Consider the following 15,610-nt stretch of genomic DNA (forward strand, 5'->3'; position numbering starts at 1 on the left):
GCGCGGGGCCGGGACCCGGACGGCCGGGACGCGGGGTGGCCGCGGAACGCGGACCGGGTACGGGACGGGGGGTCGGCGCGGTGCGGCCGGCGGCCGGAGTGACGCGGGGACCCTGGGCGCTCTCGGGAATCTGAGGCTCCTCGGAGATCAGAGGCATGAAGGTGGTCTGTGGCGGACGCCGATGTCGCCGGCGTCGGTAAGAGGGGCGCGTGTGCGCGATCAGAATTCGAAGCCGAGCTGGCCCCCGCTTTCGAGTGCGGCCGCCTCGGCGGAAAAACGGACCTTCTTCAGGTGCTGCCACCGGGGCAGCGCGTCCAGATACGCCCAGGAGAGGCGGTGATGGGCCGTGGGCCCCCGCTCCTCCAGCGCGGCCCGGTGCACGGGCGAGGGATACCCCGCGTTGGCACCGAAGGCGAAGTCGGCGCAGTCCTCGGACGCGGCGCCCAGCTCGGCCATCATCCCGTCACGGTGCACCTTGGCGATCACCGAGGCAGCCGCGACCGCGATACAGGACTGATCGCCCTTGATCACGGTGCGGACCTTCCAGGGAGCGCCCAGATAGTCGTGCTTGCCGTCGAGTATCACCGCGTCGGGGCGCACCGGCAGCCCCTCCAGGGCACGCACGGCGGCGAGCCGGAGGGCGGCGGTCATCCCGAGGTCGTCGATCTCCTGCGGTGAGGCGTCGCCCAGCGCGTAGGCGGTGACCCAGCTCCGCAGCACGGGAGCGAGCTCGGCGCGCCGCCGGGGGGTCAACAGCTTGGAATCGGTGAGGCCTTCGGGCGGTCGGCGCAGACCGGTGACCGCCGCGCACACGGTGACGGGTCCGGCCCACGCTCCGCGTCCGACCTCATCGACACCGGCGACGGTCCTGGCACCGGTGGTAGCGCGAAGTGAGCGCTCGACGGTGTGCGTGGGTGGTTCGTACGGCATGGCGCCAGTCAGCGTACGCCGAGAGCCTCGGCAGCAACACCCCGGGGCGCCGTGCGTCCTGCGAATCGGTCGGCGGAGGCTGGTCCGAGGCCCCCTGGACCCGTGGGCCTGGCCCCCTCAACCCGTGGGCTCAGAGGGCCCGTCGGCTCAGTACGGGTCGTAGCCGTCGTCGTCCGGCTCGTATCCGTCCCGGGTCCCTTCCCTGCCCACGCTGTAGCAGTCACGCGCGTCGCCCTTCACCGGGCGCTTCTCCAGGATCTCCTTCGCCCGCGCCTCTCCCCAGCTGGTCGCGTACCAGGGGGTGTCGGCGCCGAGGACGTCGTTCTGGATGATCCGCAGCGCACAGGAGCGTTCCGGTTCGGGCAGTCGGTCCAGGGCCGGTACGGCGTCGGCGGACAGGTCCTTGACGTAGTCGATGTCGATGGCGGTCGACCGGCTGTCCTCGAAGCGCTGGACGTTCTGCTCGGCGATCAGCCCGTCCGGTGAGAGCAGCCCGAAAGCCAGGACGCCGGCCGCCGCGCTCACCGCGATGGCCCGGGGCAGGAACCGGGCCCCGAAGACGCCTGCCGCCAGGATGAGGACCAGCACCACCCCGAGCCAGAGCTCCATCGCGGCCACGGATATCCGGAGCCTGGTCAGGCCGTACTCGTCGACGTACAGGTCCATGCGGCGCAGCGCGGAGCCGACCACGACGAGGGTGAGCACGCACAGGGGACCGAGGACAGCCCGCACCAGGGTGCGGTCCCCGGTGCCGCCGCGCGGCGCCCAGCGCAGGGCCAGGGCGATCACGAGAAGGGTGAGCAGCGTGGCCCAGAGCAGCTGCCAGAAGCCCTGGCGGGCGTACTCCGCGTGGTCGAGCCCGGTCTCCGTCTTCACCTTGTCGTAGCCACCGAGGAGGACGACGAGCTGGAGCGCGATGAACGCGGCGAAGAGCAGGTTGAGCACGATCAGCGGAAGGGCCCATTCGGCCCGTCCCCGGGGTTTGCCGGGTCGTACGGTGATCCCGTCCCAGCGCACCGGTGCGGCCGCGGCGTGCGCGGCGGCGAGCGCGCCGGCCAGCCCGAGGGCGAAGAGGAAGATCCGCCACGGTCCCTCGCCGACCGAGGCGTCGGGCATGAGGCTGCCCAGCAGTTCGGCGAACGCGGCGTCCGCGCTGGCGAAGAGGGTTCCGAACACCACCAGCAGCACGAGGGCCACCACCGTGGTGCGCAGGGCGGCGCCCCAGCGCGCCCGGGAACCGTCGGCCCGTGCGCGAACCCCCCGCACGCCCCAGATGATGCCGGGGACGACCGAGTCGAACAGCCCCAGCGAGCCGATCAGCACCCCCAGCCAGCTGCGGCTTCCGTGCAGCGCGAGCGAGCCGAGCGCGACGGCGGACACCACGGCGAGGAAGGTGGGCCAGCCCGCGTCCCGGAGTGCCGGCACCGCGAGGAGCGCGAGCCCTCCCACCGCCCAGGTCGCGGTCCAGGGCCGTAGCCGGCGGCCTGCCGCCCGCGCGGCGAAGAACGCGGCCAGCGCGGCGGGCACGGCCACGATCAGGAGGCTCACCCCGAGTCCGTCACCCAGGAAGAGCGCGCTCAGGAGGGCGGTGGCCAGGACCGAGCCGAGCACGGCGGGGCTGATCAGGGGAGGTGCGGGGGGTCGGAGCCGGGCCGTCACCCCATCGTCCTTGGCGGCGGGCGTCCCGGTGCCGTACTGCCAGGGGCTGCCCGCCGGCCCGGTCCGTCGAGCCGCCTGGGCCCGTTGGCGCGGGTCGCCGGAGACCGGCGCCGGGGCGGGATCCCACACCGCGGAGGGCGGCGCGGCATCGGCGGCAGGCGCACCGGCGGGCCGCGCCGCGGCCGGATCCGGCTTGTTCGCTGCCGGTGTGCCGGCGGCCTCGGAGGCCGCGGGCGGTTCCGGTGGCCGGGGCGCGCCGGCTTCCTTCGGATTCCCGGGCGGTCTGGACGCCTCGGACGGCTGATCGGACATGGGACCCCTCCCCCACCGGGTCCACGCGCGGCCCTGGGCCGTACGCCTGTCCCGGCGTCTCATTCGGCGCACGCCCTCAAGATCAATGAGGGGCGGCGTGGCCGAAAGAGTAGTCCCGGACGCGCGTTCGCAGACACGCAGAGTGATCCTGTGGCAGGACCGTGACAGAGGACCGCGACACCGGTTCAGGCCGTGACAGAGGACCGCGACACCGCTTCAGGGGCGGCCGGCGGAGAAGCGGGACGGTAGCGGGGCGATCAGCGCGGGAGCGGCGTCAGCCACGCCGGGGGTTCCTCCGTCTGCGCCAGCCAGTCGGCCGGCGGCGCTCCGGCCTCGCCCGAGGCGACGACACCGCCGACGATGGCGCACGTCGTGTCGACGTCACCGCCGGCCTGGGCCGTGACCCAGAACGCCTGCTCGTAGTCCCCGAGGCTCCTGGCGGCCGACCAGAGCGCGAACGGCACGGTGTCGTGGGCGCTGGTCCGGCGGCCGTTGCCGAGGACCGCGGCGACCGTCCCGGCGTCCCGGTAGTCCAGCATGTCGCGGGCCCGGCGCAGCCCCGCGCCGACGGCGCTGCGGGGCACGAGCGCGATGACGCCGTCGAGGAGGTCCTCCGGGCTCGGTGGCCCGCCGGGGGCGGCGGCGAGCGACGCGGCGGCGGCCACGGCCATGGCGCCGACGACGGCCTCGCGGTGCTGGTGCGTGGTGTACGAGGAGATCTCCGCCTGGTGGGTGGCCTGCTCCGGATCGTCCGCGTACCAGGCGCCGAGCGGGGCGATGCGCATCGCCGAACCGTTGCCCCAGGAGCCCTGGCCCTGGAACAGCGCCGAGGACAGCTCCCGCCAGTCACCGCCCTCCCGTACGAGCCTGAGCAGCCGGTTGACGGCGGGACCGTAGCCCCGGTCGAAGTCGTGGTGCTCGGCGAAGGAGCGGGCGAGCGCGTCCTGGTCGACGCGACCGTGCGCGGTGAGCACGGCCACGACCGAGCAGGCCATCTCGGTGTCGTCGGTCCACTGCCAGGGCCCGGGCGGCAGGGCCCGCTGTTTCAGCAGGGGATAGTTGGCCGGAACGAAGAACTGGGAGCCCAGGGCGTCTCCCACGGACAGCCCACGCAGGCTGGCCAGGGCGCGTTCGAAGCGCCGCGCGGAAGCAGAATCAGCGGTCATCGCCCTGCCACTCTATCCGGTGCTGCCGTACGGCTCAGGGGTCCGCCAGTGCTGAAAGGGCCGGTCGAGGGTGTAGCGGCCGTTGTCGCCCAGCAGCAGGGTCCGCGTCTCGCCGTTGCCGGGGTTGGACAGCGACTCGAACTCCGCGACCGACCAGTGGAACCAGCGCATGCAGAACAGCCGCATCGTCAGTCCGTGGGTGACCAGCAGGACGTTCTCCGGGTGGTCCGACTCCTCGAAGCTCCGGTACAGACTCTCCAGGAACGCCCCGACCCGGTCGTAGACGTCGGCGCCGGACTCACCCTGGGCGAAGCGGTAGAAGAAGTGCCCGTAGGCGTCCCGGTAGGCCTTCTGCAGCCGTACGTCGTCCCGGTCCTGCCAGTTCCCCCAGTCCTGCTCACGCAGCCGGGGCTCCTCGCGTACGCGTACACGCGCCGGGTCGAGACCAAAGGCCCGGAACGTCTCGTGGGTACGGCGGTACGGCGAGATGTAGACGCTCACCCGTTCCTCGCCGAACAGCTCGCGCAGCCCCTCCCCGGTCTCCCGGGCCTGCCGCAGACCTGTGGGGGTCAGCCGGAGCGCGTGATCGGGCTCCCGCTCGTACACCGTGTCGTCGGCGTTGCCCTCGGACTCGCCGTGCCGGACGAGGACAATGCGCTGCGGTCGTGCCATGTCCCGACCATAGATCGGGTCGGGCCGGCACGAGCGGCCGGGGCCCGCGGACCCGGGTCACACCGTCCAGGAGGGTTCCAGCTCCACGACGTCTCCCGTCAGGGCGATCACGTCCGTCTCGGTCCCCGCGCGGGCCGCCAGCCGCTCGGCCCCCGCCGCGCGGTACTTGCCGCGCTCGGCGCTCGACTTCCACAGGGACAGCGCCAGGAACTCGTTCCCGGGCGCCTCGCCGAAGACGCCGCGCAGCATGCCGGGCGATCCGGCCATGGCGGGGTTCCACACCTGCTGCTGCATCAGCACGAAGTGCTCGGCGCGCTCCTCGTGCACCCGGCTGTGCGCGACCCTGACGACGTCCGCCTCCGTGAAGTGGGGCTCGAAGCCCGTCTTCACGTCGAAGCGGCGCTCGAAGAGCGTGACCTGCATGTCGCGGAACATGCCGGACTGCCCGGCCGCCAGCCGGTCGTGCCCGCGGGCCATGAAGGAGTCGTAGAAGACGCGGTTCTCCCAGAACGCGAAGACGTGGGCGACGCCGGGGCGCGTTCGGCTCCACCCGCCGCTCTGTCCTCTGAACCCCGGCTCGCCGAGCAGCCCCGCCCACTTCCGCTGTCCCCGCTCGAAACCATGACGGTCCACCACGGAGCAGCGAATCCACTTCACCAGCACCGCGCCATCGTACGGCGCGGAACGTGGCACGCGTCACGGTGCCGCGGTGTGCGCCCCGGCCGGCCGTTGCGCCCGCGCACGGGGGGCGCGGGGGCCCGAGCAGGCCGCAACACCCGTGCCCGGGGCGGACAGTGGCCCGAATCCGCCGCCCGTGGCCGGAGCAGTTGGTTCCGCGGCCGGTTCCCTACATGATCGGGTGAATCGTGTATCAGGTGATGGGAACGGTCCGTGGGCCGTCGGCCGGGAGGGAAGCCCCTTGAGCACTCCGAACAAGGACATCGAGAAGGTCGAGGTGCGGGTCAAATGGGACCCCAGCCGGCACGGGGCGGCCGCCAACGACCTCGACATCATCGCGGCGACCTACCCGGCCGGTGAGCCGTACGGCGCCCCCGCCTATCTGGTGCACTTCGACAGCCGCTCGCCGGACGGCACCATCACGCTGAACCGGGACAGCCGGACCGGCCAGGGTTTCGGCTTCGACGAGGTCATGACCATCGAGCTCAACCGGCTGGCCGACGCGTACGGGCGGGTGGTGGTCGGTGTCGCCATCCAGCAGCGCGACGGTCACAAGACCTTCGGCGACATAGGGAACACGGCGATGGAGATCCGCGAGGGCTACACGAGCCTGACCGAGAGCGACTTCTCCGACGTGGCGTGGGCGACCGCGGCGGTCGTCGGGGAGTTCACCCGGGACGGCTCGGGGCTCTGGGGGTTCCGGTCGGCCGTACGCGGCTTCGACGGCGACCCCGACGCGTTCGCCGCGGTGATGGGGAGCCGGGCCGCCGAAGGGTGACGTCGGTCAGTTCCGGCCAACCCGGCACGGGCGTCGGCGGCCTGCCTGCAAGAGGCCGGGAACATGCCGAAGGGGACCGGCCGATGGCCGGTCCCCTTCGTGAACAGCGGGTCAGCCGCGCGTCGGCGCGGTTCCGCGTCCGGTCAGCTGCAGCCGCTCGTCGAGCCGCAGCCCTCGCAGATGTAGCAGGAGCCGGCGCGCTGCATCTTCGTACCGCAGGAGAAGCAGAGCGGGGCGTCGGCGCTGATGCCGAGCTGCATCTCGACCAGTTCGGCCGAGGTGTGCGCCGTCTTCGGTGCCGGCTTCACGGCGGACTCCTCGGGAGCCGCCACCACCTTCAGGGGCTCGGCGCGGACCGGGGCCGACTGGGCCAGGCTGTCCGCGTCCAGACCGTCCGCCTCGAACGACGGCTCGTAGCTGCCGGTGTCCAGGTGGCGCTGACGCTCGTCGGCGGAGTGGATGCCGAGGGCCGAGCGGGTCTCGAAGGGCAGGAAGTCGAGCGCCAGGCGACGGAAGATGTAGTCGACGATCGACTGCGCCATCCGCACGTCCGGGTCGTCCGTCATACCGGCCGGCTCGAAGCGCATGTTGGTGAACTTCGAGACGTACGTCTCCAGCGGGACGCCGTACTGCAGACCGACCGAGACGGCGATGGAGAAGGCGTCCATCATGCCCGCGAGGGTCGAACCCTGCTTGGACATCTTCAGGAAGACCTCGCCGAGACCGTCGTCCGGGTAGGAGTTGGCGGTCATGTAGCCCTCGGCGCCGCCCACCGTGAAGGAGGTGGTGATGCCGGGGCGGCCCTTGGGGAGGCGCTTGCGGACCGGGCGGTACTCGACGACCTTCTCGACCGCCGTACGGATGGTCTCCTCGGCCTTCGCGGTGACCTCTTCCTTCTCCTTGTCCTTGGTCTTGGCGGAGAGGGGCTGGCCGACCTTGCAGTTGTCGCGGTAGATCGCGAGCGCCTTGACGCCCATCTTCCACGCCTCGAAGTAGACCTCCTCGACGTCCTCGACGGTGGCCGTCTCGGGGAGGTTCACCGTCTTGGAGAGCGCGCCGGAGATCCACGGCTGGATGGCCGCCATCATCCGGACGTGCCCCATCGCGGAGATGGAACGCTCGCCCATCGCGCAGTCGAAGACGCTGTAGTGCTCGGTCTTCAGGGCGGGGGCGTCGACCACGTTGCCGTTCTCGGCGATGTGGGCGACGATCGCCTCGATCTGCTCCGGCTGGTAGCCGAGGCGGCGCAGCGCCTGCGGCACCGTGCCGTTGACGATCTGCATCGAGCCGCCGCCGACCAGCTTCTTGAACTTGACCAGGGCGAGGTCGGGCTCCAGGCCGGTGGTGTCGCAGGACATCGCGAGACCGATGGTGCCGGTGGGCGCGATGACCGAGGCCTGCGCGTTGCGGAAGCCGTTCTTCGCTCCGAGCCGGATCACGTCCTGCCAGGCCTCCGTCGCGGCGGCCCAGACCGGCGAGTCGAGGTCGTCGACGTGGACGGCCTTGGCGTTGGCGTCGGAGTGCTGCTTCATGACGCGCTGGTGCGGCTCGGCGTTGCGGGCGTAGCCGTCGTACGGGCCGACGACCGCGGCCAGCTCGGCGGAGCGGCGGTAGGAGGTGCCGGTCATCAGCGAGGTGATGGCGCCGGCCAGCGCGCGGCCGCCGTCGCTGTCGTACGCGTGACCGGTCGCCATCAGCAGGGCGCCGAGGTTGGCGTAGCCGATGCCCAGCTGACGGTAGGCGCGGGTGTTCTCGCCGATCTTCTGCGTGGGGAAGTCCGCGAAGCAGATCGAGATGTCCATCGCGGTGATGACCAGCTCGACGACCTTGGCGAAGCGCTCGGACTCGAAGGACTGGTGGCCCAGGCCGTCGTCCTTGAGGAACTTCATCAGGTTCAGCGAGGCGAGGTTGCACGAGGTGTTGTCCAGGTGCATGTACTCGCTGCACGGGTTCGAGCCGTTGATCCGGCCGGACTCCGGGCAGGTGTGCCAGGCGTTGATGGTGTCGTCGTACTGGATGCCCGGGTCGGCGCACGCCCAGGCGGCCTCGGCCATCTTGCGGAAGAGGGACTTGGCCTCGACCTCTTCGATGACGTCGCCGGTCATCCGGGCGCGCAGCCCGAACTTGCCGCCCGCCTCGACGGCCTTCATGAACTCGTCGTTCACCCGGACCGAGTTGTTGGCGTTCTGGTACTGGACGGACGTGATGTCGTCGCCGCCCAGGTCCATGTCGAAGCCCGCGTCGCGCAGGGCGCGGATCTTCTCCTCCTCCTTGACCTTGGTCTCGATGAAGTCCTCGATGTCGGGGTGGTCGACGTCGAGGATGACCATCTTGGCCGCGCGGCGGGTGGCGCCGCCCGACTTGATCGTTCCGGCGGACGCGTCGGCGCCGCGCATGAACGAGACCGGGCCGGAGGCGTTGCCGCCGGAGGAGAGGAGCTCCTTGGAGGAGCGGATACGGGAGAGGTTCAGGCCGGCGCCGGAGCCGCCCTTGAAGATCATGCCCTCTTCCTTGTACCAGTCGAGGATCGACTCCATGGAGTCGTCGACGGCCAGGATGAAGCAGGCGGAGACCTGCTGCGGCTGGGGCGTTCCGACGTTGAACCAGACCGGGGAGTTGAAGCTGAAGACCTGGTGCAGGAGGGCGTACGCCAGCTCGTGCTCGAAGATCTCCGCGTCCGCGGGAGAGGCGAAGTAGCTGTTGTCCTCGCCGGCCTTCCGGTACGTCTTCACGATCCGGTCGATCAGCTGCTTGAGGCCGGTCTCGCGCTGCGGCGTGCCGACGGCCCCGCGGAAATACTTGCTGGTGACGATGTTGACCGCGTTCACCGACCAGAAGTCGGGGAACTCGACGCCACGCTGCTCGAAGTTGATCGAGCCGTCGCGCCAATTGGTCATGACGACGTCACGGCGCTCCCACGCCACCTCGTCGTACGGGTGCACGCCGGGGTTGGTGTGGATGCGCTCGATACGCAGACCCTTGCTCGCCTTGGCGCCCTTGGTACGGGAACCTCGTGCCGGGCCGCTCGCCGTCTCTGTCATGCCGCCTCCCATATGTGGGCGAAAACGCCCTGAAGTGCCCAGATCTTCCCAGGCACAATGTGTGTCCGATGCTCCGGAAGCCGCAGTCGGCAGCCGGAAGCACATCTCATGTCGCCCTGCCGCCGGTCCGCAGTCGTTACGTCTGCGGGCACGGGCGTCCCGGGCGGGTACCGCTCAGTCGGCGGCAACGGCGGGCGCGGGGACCTCAGGGGTCTCTCCGCTCCCGCGGTCCTCTGCGGAAGGCCGCTGCGTACGCAGTTCCACGATGGCGGCCTCGAAGTCTTCCAGGGAATCGAACGCCCGGTAGACGGACGCGAAGCGCAGGTACGCGACGAGGTCGAGTTCCTGCAGCGGGCCGAGGATGGCCAGCCCCACGTCGTGGGTGGTCAGCTCGGCGCTACCGGTGGCGCGCACCGCCTCCTCGACCCGCTGGCCGAGCTTGGCGAGGGCGTCCTCCGTGACGGGTCGCCCCTGGCATGCCTTGCGGACGCCGGAGATGACCTTGGTGCGGCTGAAGGGTTCGGTCACGCCGCTGCGCTTGACCACCATCAGCGAGCAGGTCTCCACCGTGGTGAAACGGCGGGAACAGTCGGGGCACTGCCGGCGGCGACGGATCGACGTCCCGTCGTCGGTGGTGCGACTGTCGACGACCCTGCTGTCGGGGTGCCTGCAGAAGGGGCAGTGCATGGCTCCCAACCCTCCCTCACACGCACGACTGAATAGCCTCTTCAGGCCCTTGTCCGGGCCCTCGGAAGCAGTTCCCAGCATAGGCGATGACCACGGTGCGGTTGAACCGCGACCACAACTTCTGGGTGACTGGAGCAATCCAACCACTAGATCTAGGGTTGAGTCGCGTTTTCGGCCCCATCGCGTGTCGCGCGCCGGACCTCGCTCGGAGGCCGCCCGGGGGGAGCGTGGGCCAGGGAAGAGGGTACGGGAATCGCGGGGCCGCCGAGTCGCCGGGGCTCCGGCGCGCGGGTCCGGGTGAAAGACTCGGCCCGGCACCGCGACGGGCCTCCCCGCAGCGTTCGCGCGGCCTCTATTCTGTTGCTCATACACCTGTCGGTAGCAGTGCGGCACCCCTTTATTCGTTTTTCACTCGAACGTGTGTTTGGCGCAACCTTTCGAAAGCTACTACCGTTGTCCAGCTAGGGAGAACATTCGAGAGGGGCCGACGTGACCACCACCGCAGACAGTGCCACCATCACCGCCCGGGACCACCGCTCCCAGAGCCGACTTGAGCCGGTGCATGCCATGAATGACTCAGTCACGAACACGGACGGGCCCGAGCCAGCACGCCCGGGACGTTCCATGCCCGGCAGGCCCCCCGGCATCCGGGCGGACAGCTCGGGGCTCACGGACCGGCAACGGCGGGTCATCGAGGTCATCCGCGACTCCGTGCAGCGGCGGGGATACCCGCCCTCCATGCGGGAGATCGGTCAGGCGGTGGGCCTGTCCAGCACCTCGTCCGTCGCCCATCAGCTGATGGCGCTGGAGCGCAAGGGCTTCCTCCGCCGGGACCCGCACCGGCCTCGCGCCTACGAGGTGCGCGGATCGGACCAGCCCAGCACCCAGCCGACCGACACGACGGGTAAGCCCGCCGCGTCCTACGTACCGCTGGTGGGCCGGATCGCCGCAGGTGGACCGATCCTCGCGGAGGAGTCCGTCGAGGACGTCTTCCCGCTCCCCCGCCAGCTCGTCGGCGATGGTGAGCTGTTCGTCCTGAAGGTCGTCGGCGACTCGATGATCGAGGCCGCGATCTGTGACGGCGACTGGGTGACCGTCCGCCGCCAGCCCGTCGCGGAGAACGGGGACATCGTCGCCGCCATGCTCGACGGCGAGGCGACGGTCAAGCGATTCCGCCGGGAGGACGGTCACGTATGGCTGCTCCCTCACAACGCCGCGTACCAGCCGATCCCCGGCGACGAGGCCACCATCCTGGGCAAGGTGGTGGCGGTGCTGCGCCGGGTCTGAGGAACGCGTCGGTCACGGCTGCTCGCCCCGGGATCCCTGCCTAGGACGTCGATGATGACGTCGGTCCCGGGGCTTTGCCTTGCCCCGCCGCCCGGAGTCGGGCGGCGGGAGTCGGGCGGCGGGCGAGGCCCCGGCGGATCAGGCGCCGTCCGCCTTGGCCTGTGCGTCGATGGAGGCCAGTGAGCGGCGCGCCTGGTTCCGGTCGGTGGTGTACCAGAAGTCCGGCAGTGAGGCGCGCAGATAGCTTCCGTACCGTGCGTTCGCGAGCCTCGGGTCCAGCACGGCGACGACACCCTTGTCGCCCGTGGCGCGGACCAGCCGGCCCGCGCCCTGGGCCATCAGCAGAGCGGCGTGCGTCGCCGCCACCGCCATGAAGCCGTTGCCACCCGCCTCCTCGACCGCCTTCTGCCGTGCGCTCATCAGCGGATCGTCGGGCCGGGGAAACGGAATCCGGTCCATGACCACCAGCTGACAGCTCGCTCCGGGGACGTCCACGCCCTGCCAGAGCGACAGGGTGCCGAAGAGGCAGGTCTCCGGGTCGGCGGCGAAGTTCTTGATGAGCTCGCCGAGGGTCTCCTCGCCCTGGAGCAGGATCGGCCTGTCCATACGGCTCCGCAGCTCCTCGGCCGCCGCCTTGGCTCCCCGCATGGAGGAGAACAGCCCCAGCGTGCGGCCGCCGGCCGCCTCCACCAGCTCGGCGAGCTCGTCCAGCATGTCCGTACGCGATCCCTCGCGCCCCGGGGTGTTCAGATGCCGGGCGACATAGAGGATGCCCTGCTTCGGGTAGTCGAACGGGGAGCCGACGTCCAGCCCCTTCCACTGGGGGACGTCCTCGCCCGCCGTGCCCTCGGGGGCCAGCCCGAGGGACGCGCCCACCCCGTTGAAGTCGCCCCCGAGCTTGAGGGTGGCCGACGTCAGCACCACGGACCGCTCGGCGAAGAGCTTCTCGCGCAGCAGCCCGGAGACGGAGAGCGGGGCGACCCGGACGGAGGCTCCGAACCGGTCGTGCTGCTCGTACCAGACGACGTCGTACTCGGAGCCCTGGGTGATGCGCTCGGCGACGCCGTGGATCGACTCGACCGAGGCCAGGGCCTGTTTGCGGACGGCGTTCTCGTCCTCGACCGACTTGTCCCGGGTGGCGCCGATGGCGGAGATCACCGTGCGTGCCGCGTCGCGCAGCGCCATCAGGGCGTACCCGAGGTCCTCGGGCACCTCCTCCAGACGCCCCGGGGGCGCCAGCTCCATGACCCGTTCGAACCCCTCGGCGGCGGTCTGGAGGGAGTCGGCTGCCTTCTCGTTGACCAGCTTCGCCGCCCGGCGGACCGCGCGGTTGACCTGGGCGGGGGTGAGCTCGCCGGTGGCGACACCGGTGACCCGGGAGACCAGCTCATGGGCCTCGTCGACGATCAGCACCTCGTGCGACGGCAGCACCGGCGCGCCCTCGATGGCGTCGATCGCGAGCAGCGCGTGATTGGTGACGACCACGTCCGCGAGCTTCGCGCGCTCCCGGGCCGCCTCCGCGAAGCACTCCGCTCCGTACGCGCACTTCGTCGCGCCCAGGCACTCGCGCGAGGAGACCGAGATCTGCGCCCAGGCCCGGTCCGAGACGCCCGGGGTCAGATCGTCCCGGTCGCCCGTCTCCGTCTCGTCCGACCAGTCCCGCAGCCGCAGCAGGTCCTGGCCGAGCTTGCTGGACGGGGCCGCCGCCTCGAACTGGTCGAACAGCCCCTCCTCCTCGTCCTGCGGAACCCCTTCGTGGAGCCGGTGCAGGCACAGGTAGTTCGACCGGCCCTTGAGCATGGCGAACTGCGGGCGGCGGCGCAGCAGCGGATGCAGGGACTCGACCGTACGCGGCAGGTCCCGCTCCACCAGCTGCCGCTGGAGCGCGAGAGTGGCCGTGGCCACGACGACCCGCTCCCCGTGCGCCAGGGCCGGCACCAGATAGCCGAGCGACTTGCCCGTACCGGTGCCGGCCTGGACGAGCAGGTGGGATTGGTCGTCGACGGCCTCGGCGACGGCCTCGGCCATGGTGACCTGGCCGGGCCTTTCCGTACCGCCGACGGCGGTGACGGCGGCGTGCAGGAGCTCGGGGAGGGATGGCTTCGTCATAGCCCGACCACCCTACGGCGCACCACTGACAACGGCGATCACTCCCGGACGCGGGCGGAGGGGTGCAACGGGTTGGGGACCGTGCCGTGGATCGCCGCGTGCGGCCGGCTGGCACGGTCCCGGTAGCCGTCGACGAGCAGGCGGTTGCGGTTCAGGCAGAGGCGCTCGATCTCGGGGGTGAGCATGTCGAACAGCTCGAACCTCTCCTTCAGCTCCGGGAAACGGGCGTGGTGGCGGACTATCTCCGCCCGGACGAGTGACCAGAAAGCGTCCTCTGAGACGCCGAGCTGCTCCTCGCAGAGGGGGGACAGATAGCGGAAGACGCCCACGAAGAGGCCGGAGTGGATGAACTGGGTGAGGAACGACGGCTCCTCGGTGAGGAGGACCGCGCGCACCTCGTCGGGCATGGTGGTGTGCTCCGGCAGCGGGTGGGCACTGACGTTGACGTCGTCGACGAAGTCCTTGATGGCGAGCCGTACGGGCACGTCGTTCTCGTCGAACACGACGATGGCGTTCTCGCCGTGCGGGGAGAAGACGGTGCCGTAGCGGTAGAGGAAGTGCAGCAGGGGCGGCAGGAGCGCGGCGAAGAGCCGCTTCAGCCAGGCGTCCGGCGAGAGGCCGGAGCGCTCGACCAGCTCCGCGGTGAACGCGCGGCCCGCCGGATCCGTATGGAGGAGGGAGGCGAGCGTGCGGGCCTTCTCACCCGGGGCGAGGCGGGGCGGCAGGGGCTCCCGCCAGATCGCGCCGAGGATCTCCTTGTACTGGTAGGGCGCTTCGGGGAGGTGGTCGTACAGCGGGTGCTCAACGGCGACGGAGGCGACCTCGCCGAGGAGGACGACCCGGCAGGTGTCGCGCAGGAACGGGTCGTCCTCGCACAGCCCCTGGACCCACGCGGTGACCGCGGGGGCGGCGAGGGTCCGCTCGGTCGGCAGGCCGCGCCAGACCAGGGTGTTGAGGATGGAGAGCGGGAGCTTCACGGTGTGCCGCTCGGGCCGTTCCACGTTCGCGAACGTGCGGATGGACTGCTGCGGGAGGCGGGCGTCCCCGTCGGTGTGCAGGGCCACGATGTCGCCGTCGGCGATGGCCGGGGCGAAGAGCGGCACGATCCACTCGTCCCACTGCCAGGGGTGTACGGGGAGGTAGAGGTAGTCCCGCGGGTCGTGCCCCCGGGCCCGCAGCACCTCGGCGAAGGCGTCCCGGATGTCCTGGTCGAGCTCGCCGGCGTACAGCTGCTCGGGGGTGCCGAGGCGGCCCACGCCCCGGTACTGGGCGATGCGGTTGCTGACCGCGATCCACGGCAGCCGGAGCGGGCTGCGGGTCTCGGGGGTGAAGCGGGCGGCGTCGGCGGCGGAGAAGCCGAGCCGGCCCTTGCTCGCCACCAGCCAGGGGTGGCCGGTCTGGTGGCCCTCCAGCTCCGCGTAGTCCAGGGCGGCGAGCCGGTCCGCGGTGAGGGCGGTGTGGTCGAGCCGGGCGTCGGCGGACAGGGTCAGGGTCAGCTCGCGGATGAGGTGGCCCAGCGTCGTGCCGTCGAGTCCGAGGAGGCCCCGGGCCCGGGTGAGGAACGTCAGCGGGTCGCGGAACGGCCGGGTGCCGCCGGCCGAGCCGTTGGGCCGCGCCTCGGTGCCCGCGGCGACGGGTGTGCCGTTGGCGTGGGCGGCCGGCGGTCCCGTCGTGACGTCGATCGAGTCGGGGTCGACGCGCCAGCTGCCGTAGACGCCGCGCCGGGCGGCGAAGGCGAGCGCTCCCCCGTCGTCGAGGGTCAGTCGGTGGCGTCCGCCGGTCCCGGGCTCCGGGACCGGCTCGATGATCTTCTCGTAGGCGAACTCGCCGAGCATCTTGGCGAGGAGCCGTGCGGCGGCCCGGTCCCAGATCTGTCGGTTCAGCTCCGGGGGGCTGAACAGCTGCGGGGACTCGGCTGATTCACGGCTCGCGGGATATATCGGCACGGGGACTCCTCCGGATGGAACCTATGAGGTTCGAGCGGTGTGGAAAGTGCGGCGAGTAAGTCACAGCTGGGCTCGGTACGTTCGGTCGCGGATCATCAGCGCGGCGCGTTTGTCGGGGAGATCCACTTCGGCGGAGAAGCGGAAACCGGCGCTGAGGAACGCGGATACGGAGGGGGTGTTGCGCAGGTCGGGCTCGGCGACGACCCGACCGCACCGCGGAAGGTTGTCCAGGACGAGATCGGCGACGGCGCGGAGCAGGGTGGTGCCCACGCCCCGGCCGCGGTTGTTCACGCCCCCGATGAGGAGATGGACGCCGGTGTCGTGGGGGCGGGCGGGGTAGTGGCG

General features: G+C 71.1%; 12 protein-coding genes. 2 read left to right on the forward strand and 10 right to left on the reverse strand.

From position 1 onward, the window contains the following. Positions 1-219: 219 nt before the first annotated feature. From HET64_RS25135 to HET64_RS25155, 5 genes are all read right to left on the reverse strand, one after another. Positions 220-930, reverse strand: coding sequence for a ribonuclease HII (locus HET64_RS25135; RefSeq protein ID WP_215109231.1), 711 nt, complete (start codon positions 928-930; stop codon positions 220-222). 147 nt (positions 931-1,077) lie between these two features. Continuing rightward, a complete protein-coding gene (locus HET64_RS25140) occupies positions 1,078-2,901 on the reverse strand; it encodes a DUF4153 domain-containing protein (RefSeq protein ID WP_215109232.1) in 1,824 nt (607 codons plus the stop codon). Between the two features lie 257 nt (positions 2,902-3,158). Then, positions 3,159-4,067: an ADP-ribosylglycohydrolase family protein gene (locus HET64_RS25145; protein WP_215109233.1), complete on the reverse strand. Its 909-nt coding sequence runs from the start codon at positions 4,065-4,067 to the stop codon at positions 3,159-3,161. Positions 4,068-4,079: 12 nt separating this feature from the next. Beyond that, positions 4,080-4,739: a histidine phosphatase family protein gene (locus tag HET64_RS25150; protein WP_215109235.1), complete on the reverse strand. Its 660-nt coding sequence runs from the start codon at positions 4,737-4,739 to the stop codon at positions 4,080-4,082. A 57-nt stretch (positions 4,740-4,796) separates the two neighbouring features. Continuing rightward, positions 4,797-5,402 (reverse strand): YdbC family protein, encoded by a 606-nt coding sequence (locus HET64_RS25155; RefSeq protein ID WP_215109237.1) that lies wholly within the window; start codon positions 5,400-5,402, stop codon positions 4,797-4,799. A gap of 256 nt (positions 5,403-5,658) precedes the next feature. On the opposite strand from HET64_RS25155, the gene HET64_RS25160 reads away from it, so the two are divergent. Beyond that, positions 5,659-6,195 (forward strand): TerD family protein, encoded by a 537-nt coding sequence (locus tag HET64_RS25160; protein WP_215109239.1) that lies wholly within the window; start codon positions 5,659-5,661, stop codon positions 6,193-6,195. Between the two features lie 143 nt (positions 6,196-6,338). Here HET64_RS25160 and HET64_RS25165 read toward each other — a convergent pair whose 3' ends face one another. Both HET64_RS25165 and nrdR read right to left on the reverse strand, forming a co-directional pair. Then, positions 6,339-9,236, reverse strand: a complete 2,898-nt coding sequence (locus HET64_RS25165; RefSeq protein ID WP_215109241.1) for a vitamin B12-dependent ribonucleotide reductase — start codon at positions 9,234-9,236, stop codon at positions 6,339-6,341. A 174-nt stretch (positions 9,237-9,410) separates the two neighbouring features. Beyond that, on the reverse strand, positions 9,411-9,923 hold the full coding sequence (gene nrdR, locus HET64_RS25170) for a transcriptional regulator NrdR (RefSeq protein ID WP_215109243.1): 513 nt from the start codon (positions 9,921-9,923) through the stop codon (positions 9,411-9,413). Between the two features lie 489 nt (positions 9,924-10,412). Between nrdR and lexA the strand changes: the two genes are divergently transcribed. Beyond that, positions 10,413-11,210, forward strand: coding sequence for a transcriptional repressor LexA (lexA, locus tag HET64_RS25175; RefSeq protein ID WP_010072358.1), 798 nt, complete (start codon positions 10,413-10,415; stop codon positions 11,208-11,210). Between the two features lie 138 nt (positions 11,211-11,348). Here lexA and HET64_RS25180 read toward each other — a convergent pair whose 3' ends face one another. From HET64_RS25180 to HET64_RS25190, 3 genes are all read right to left on the reverse strand, one after another. After that, positions 11,349-13,319, reverse strand: coding sequence for an ATP-dependent DNA helicase (locus tag HET64_RS25180; protein WP_215109245.1), 1,971 nt, complete (start codon positions 13,317-13,319; stop codon positions 11,349-11,351). A gap of 38 nt (positions 13,320-13,357) precedes the next feature. Beyond that, positions 13,358-15,265: an IucA/IucC family siderophore biosynthesis protein gene (locus tag HET64_RS25185; protein WP_215109247.1), complete on the reverse strand. Its 1,908-nt coding sequence runs from the start codon at positions 15,263-15,265 to the stop codon at positions 13,358-13,360. Positions 15,266-15,325: 60 nt separating this feature from the next. Beyond that, a partial coding sequence (locus HET64_RS25190; protein ID WP_215109248.1) for a GNAT family N-acetyltransferase occupies positions 15,326-15,610 on the reverse strand: 285 nt, incomplete at its 5' end.

The organism is Streptomyces sp. McG3, from assembly GCF_018619185.1.
Classification (GTDB): domain Bacteria; phylum Actinomycetota; class Actinomycetes; order Streptomycetales; family Streptomycetaceae; genus Streptomyces.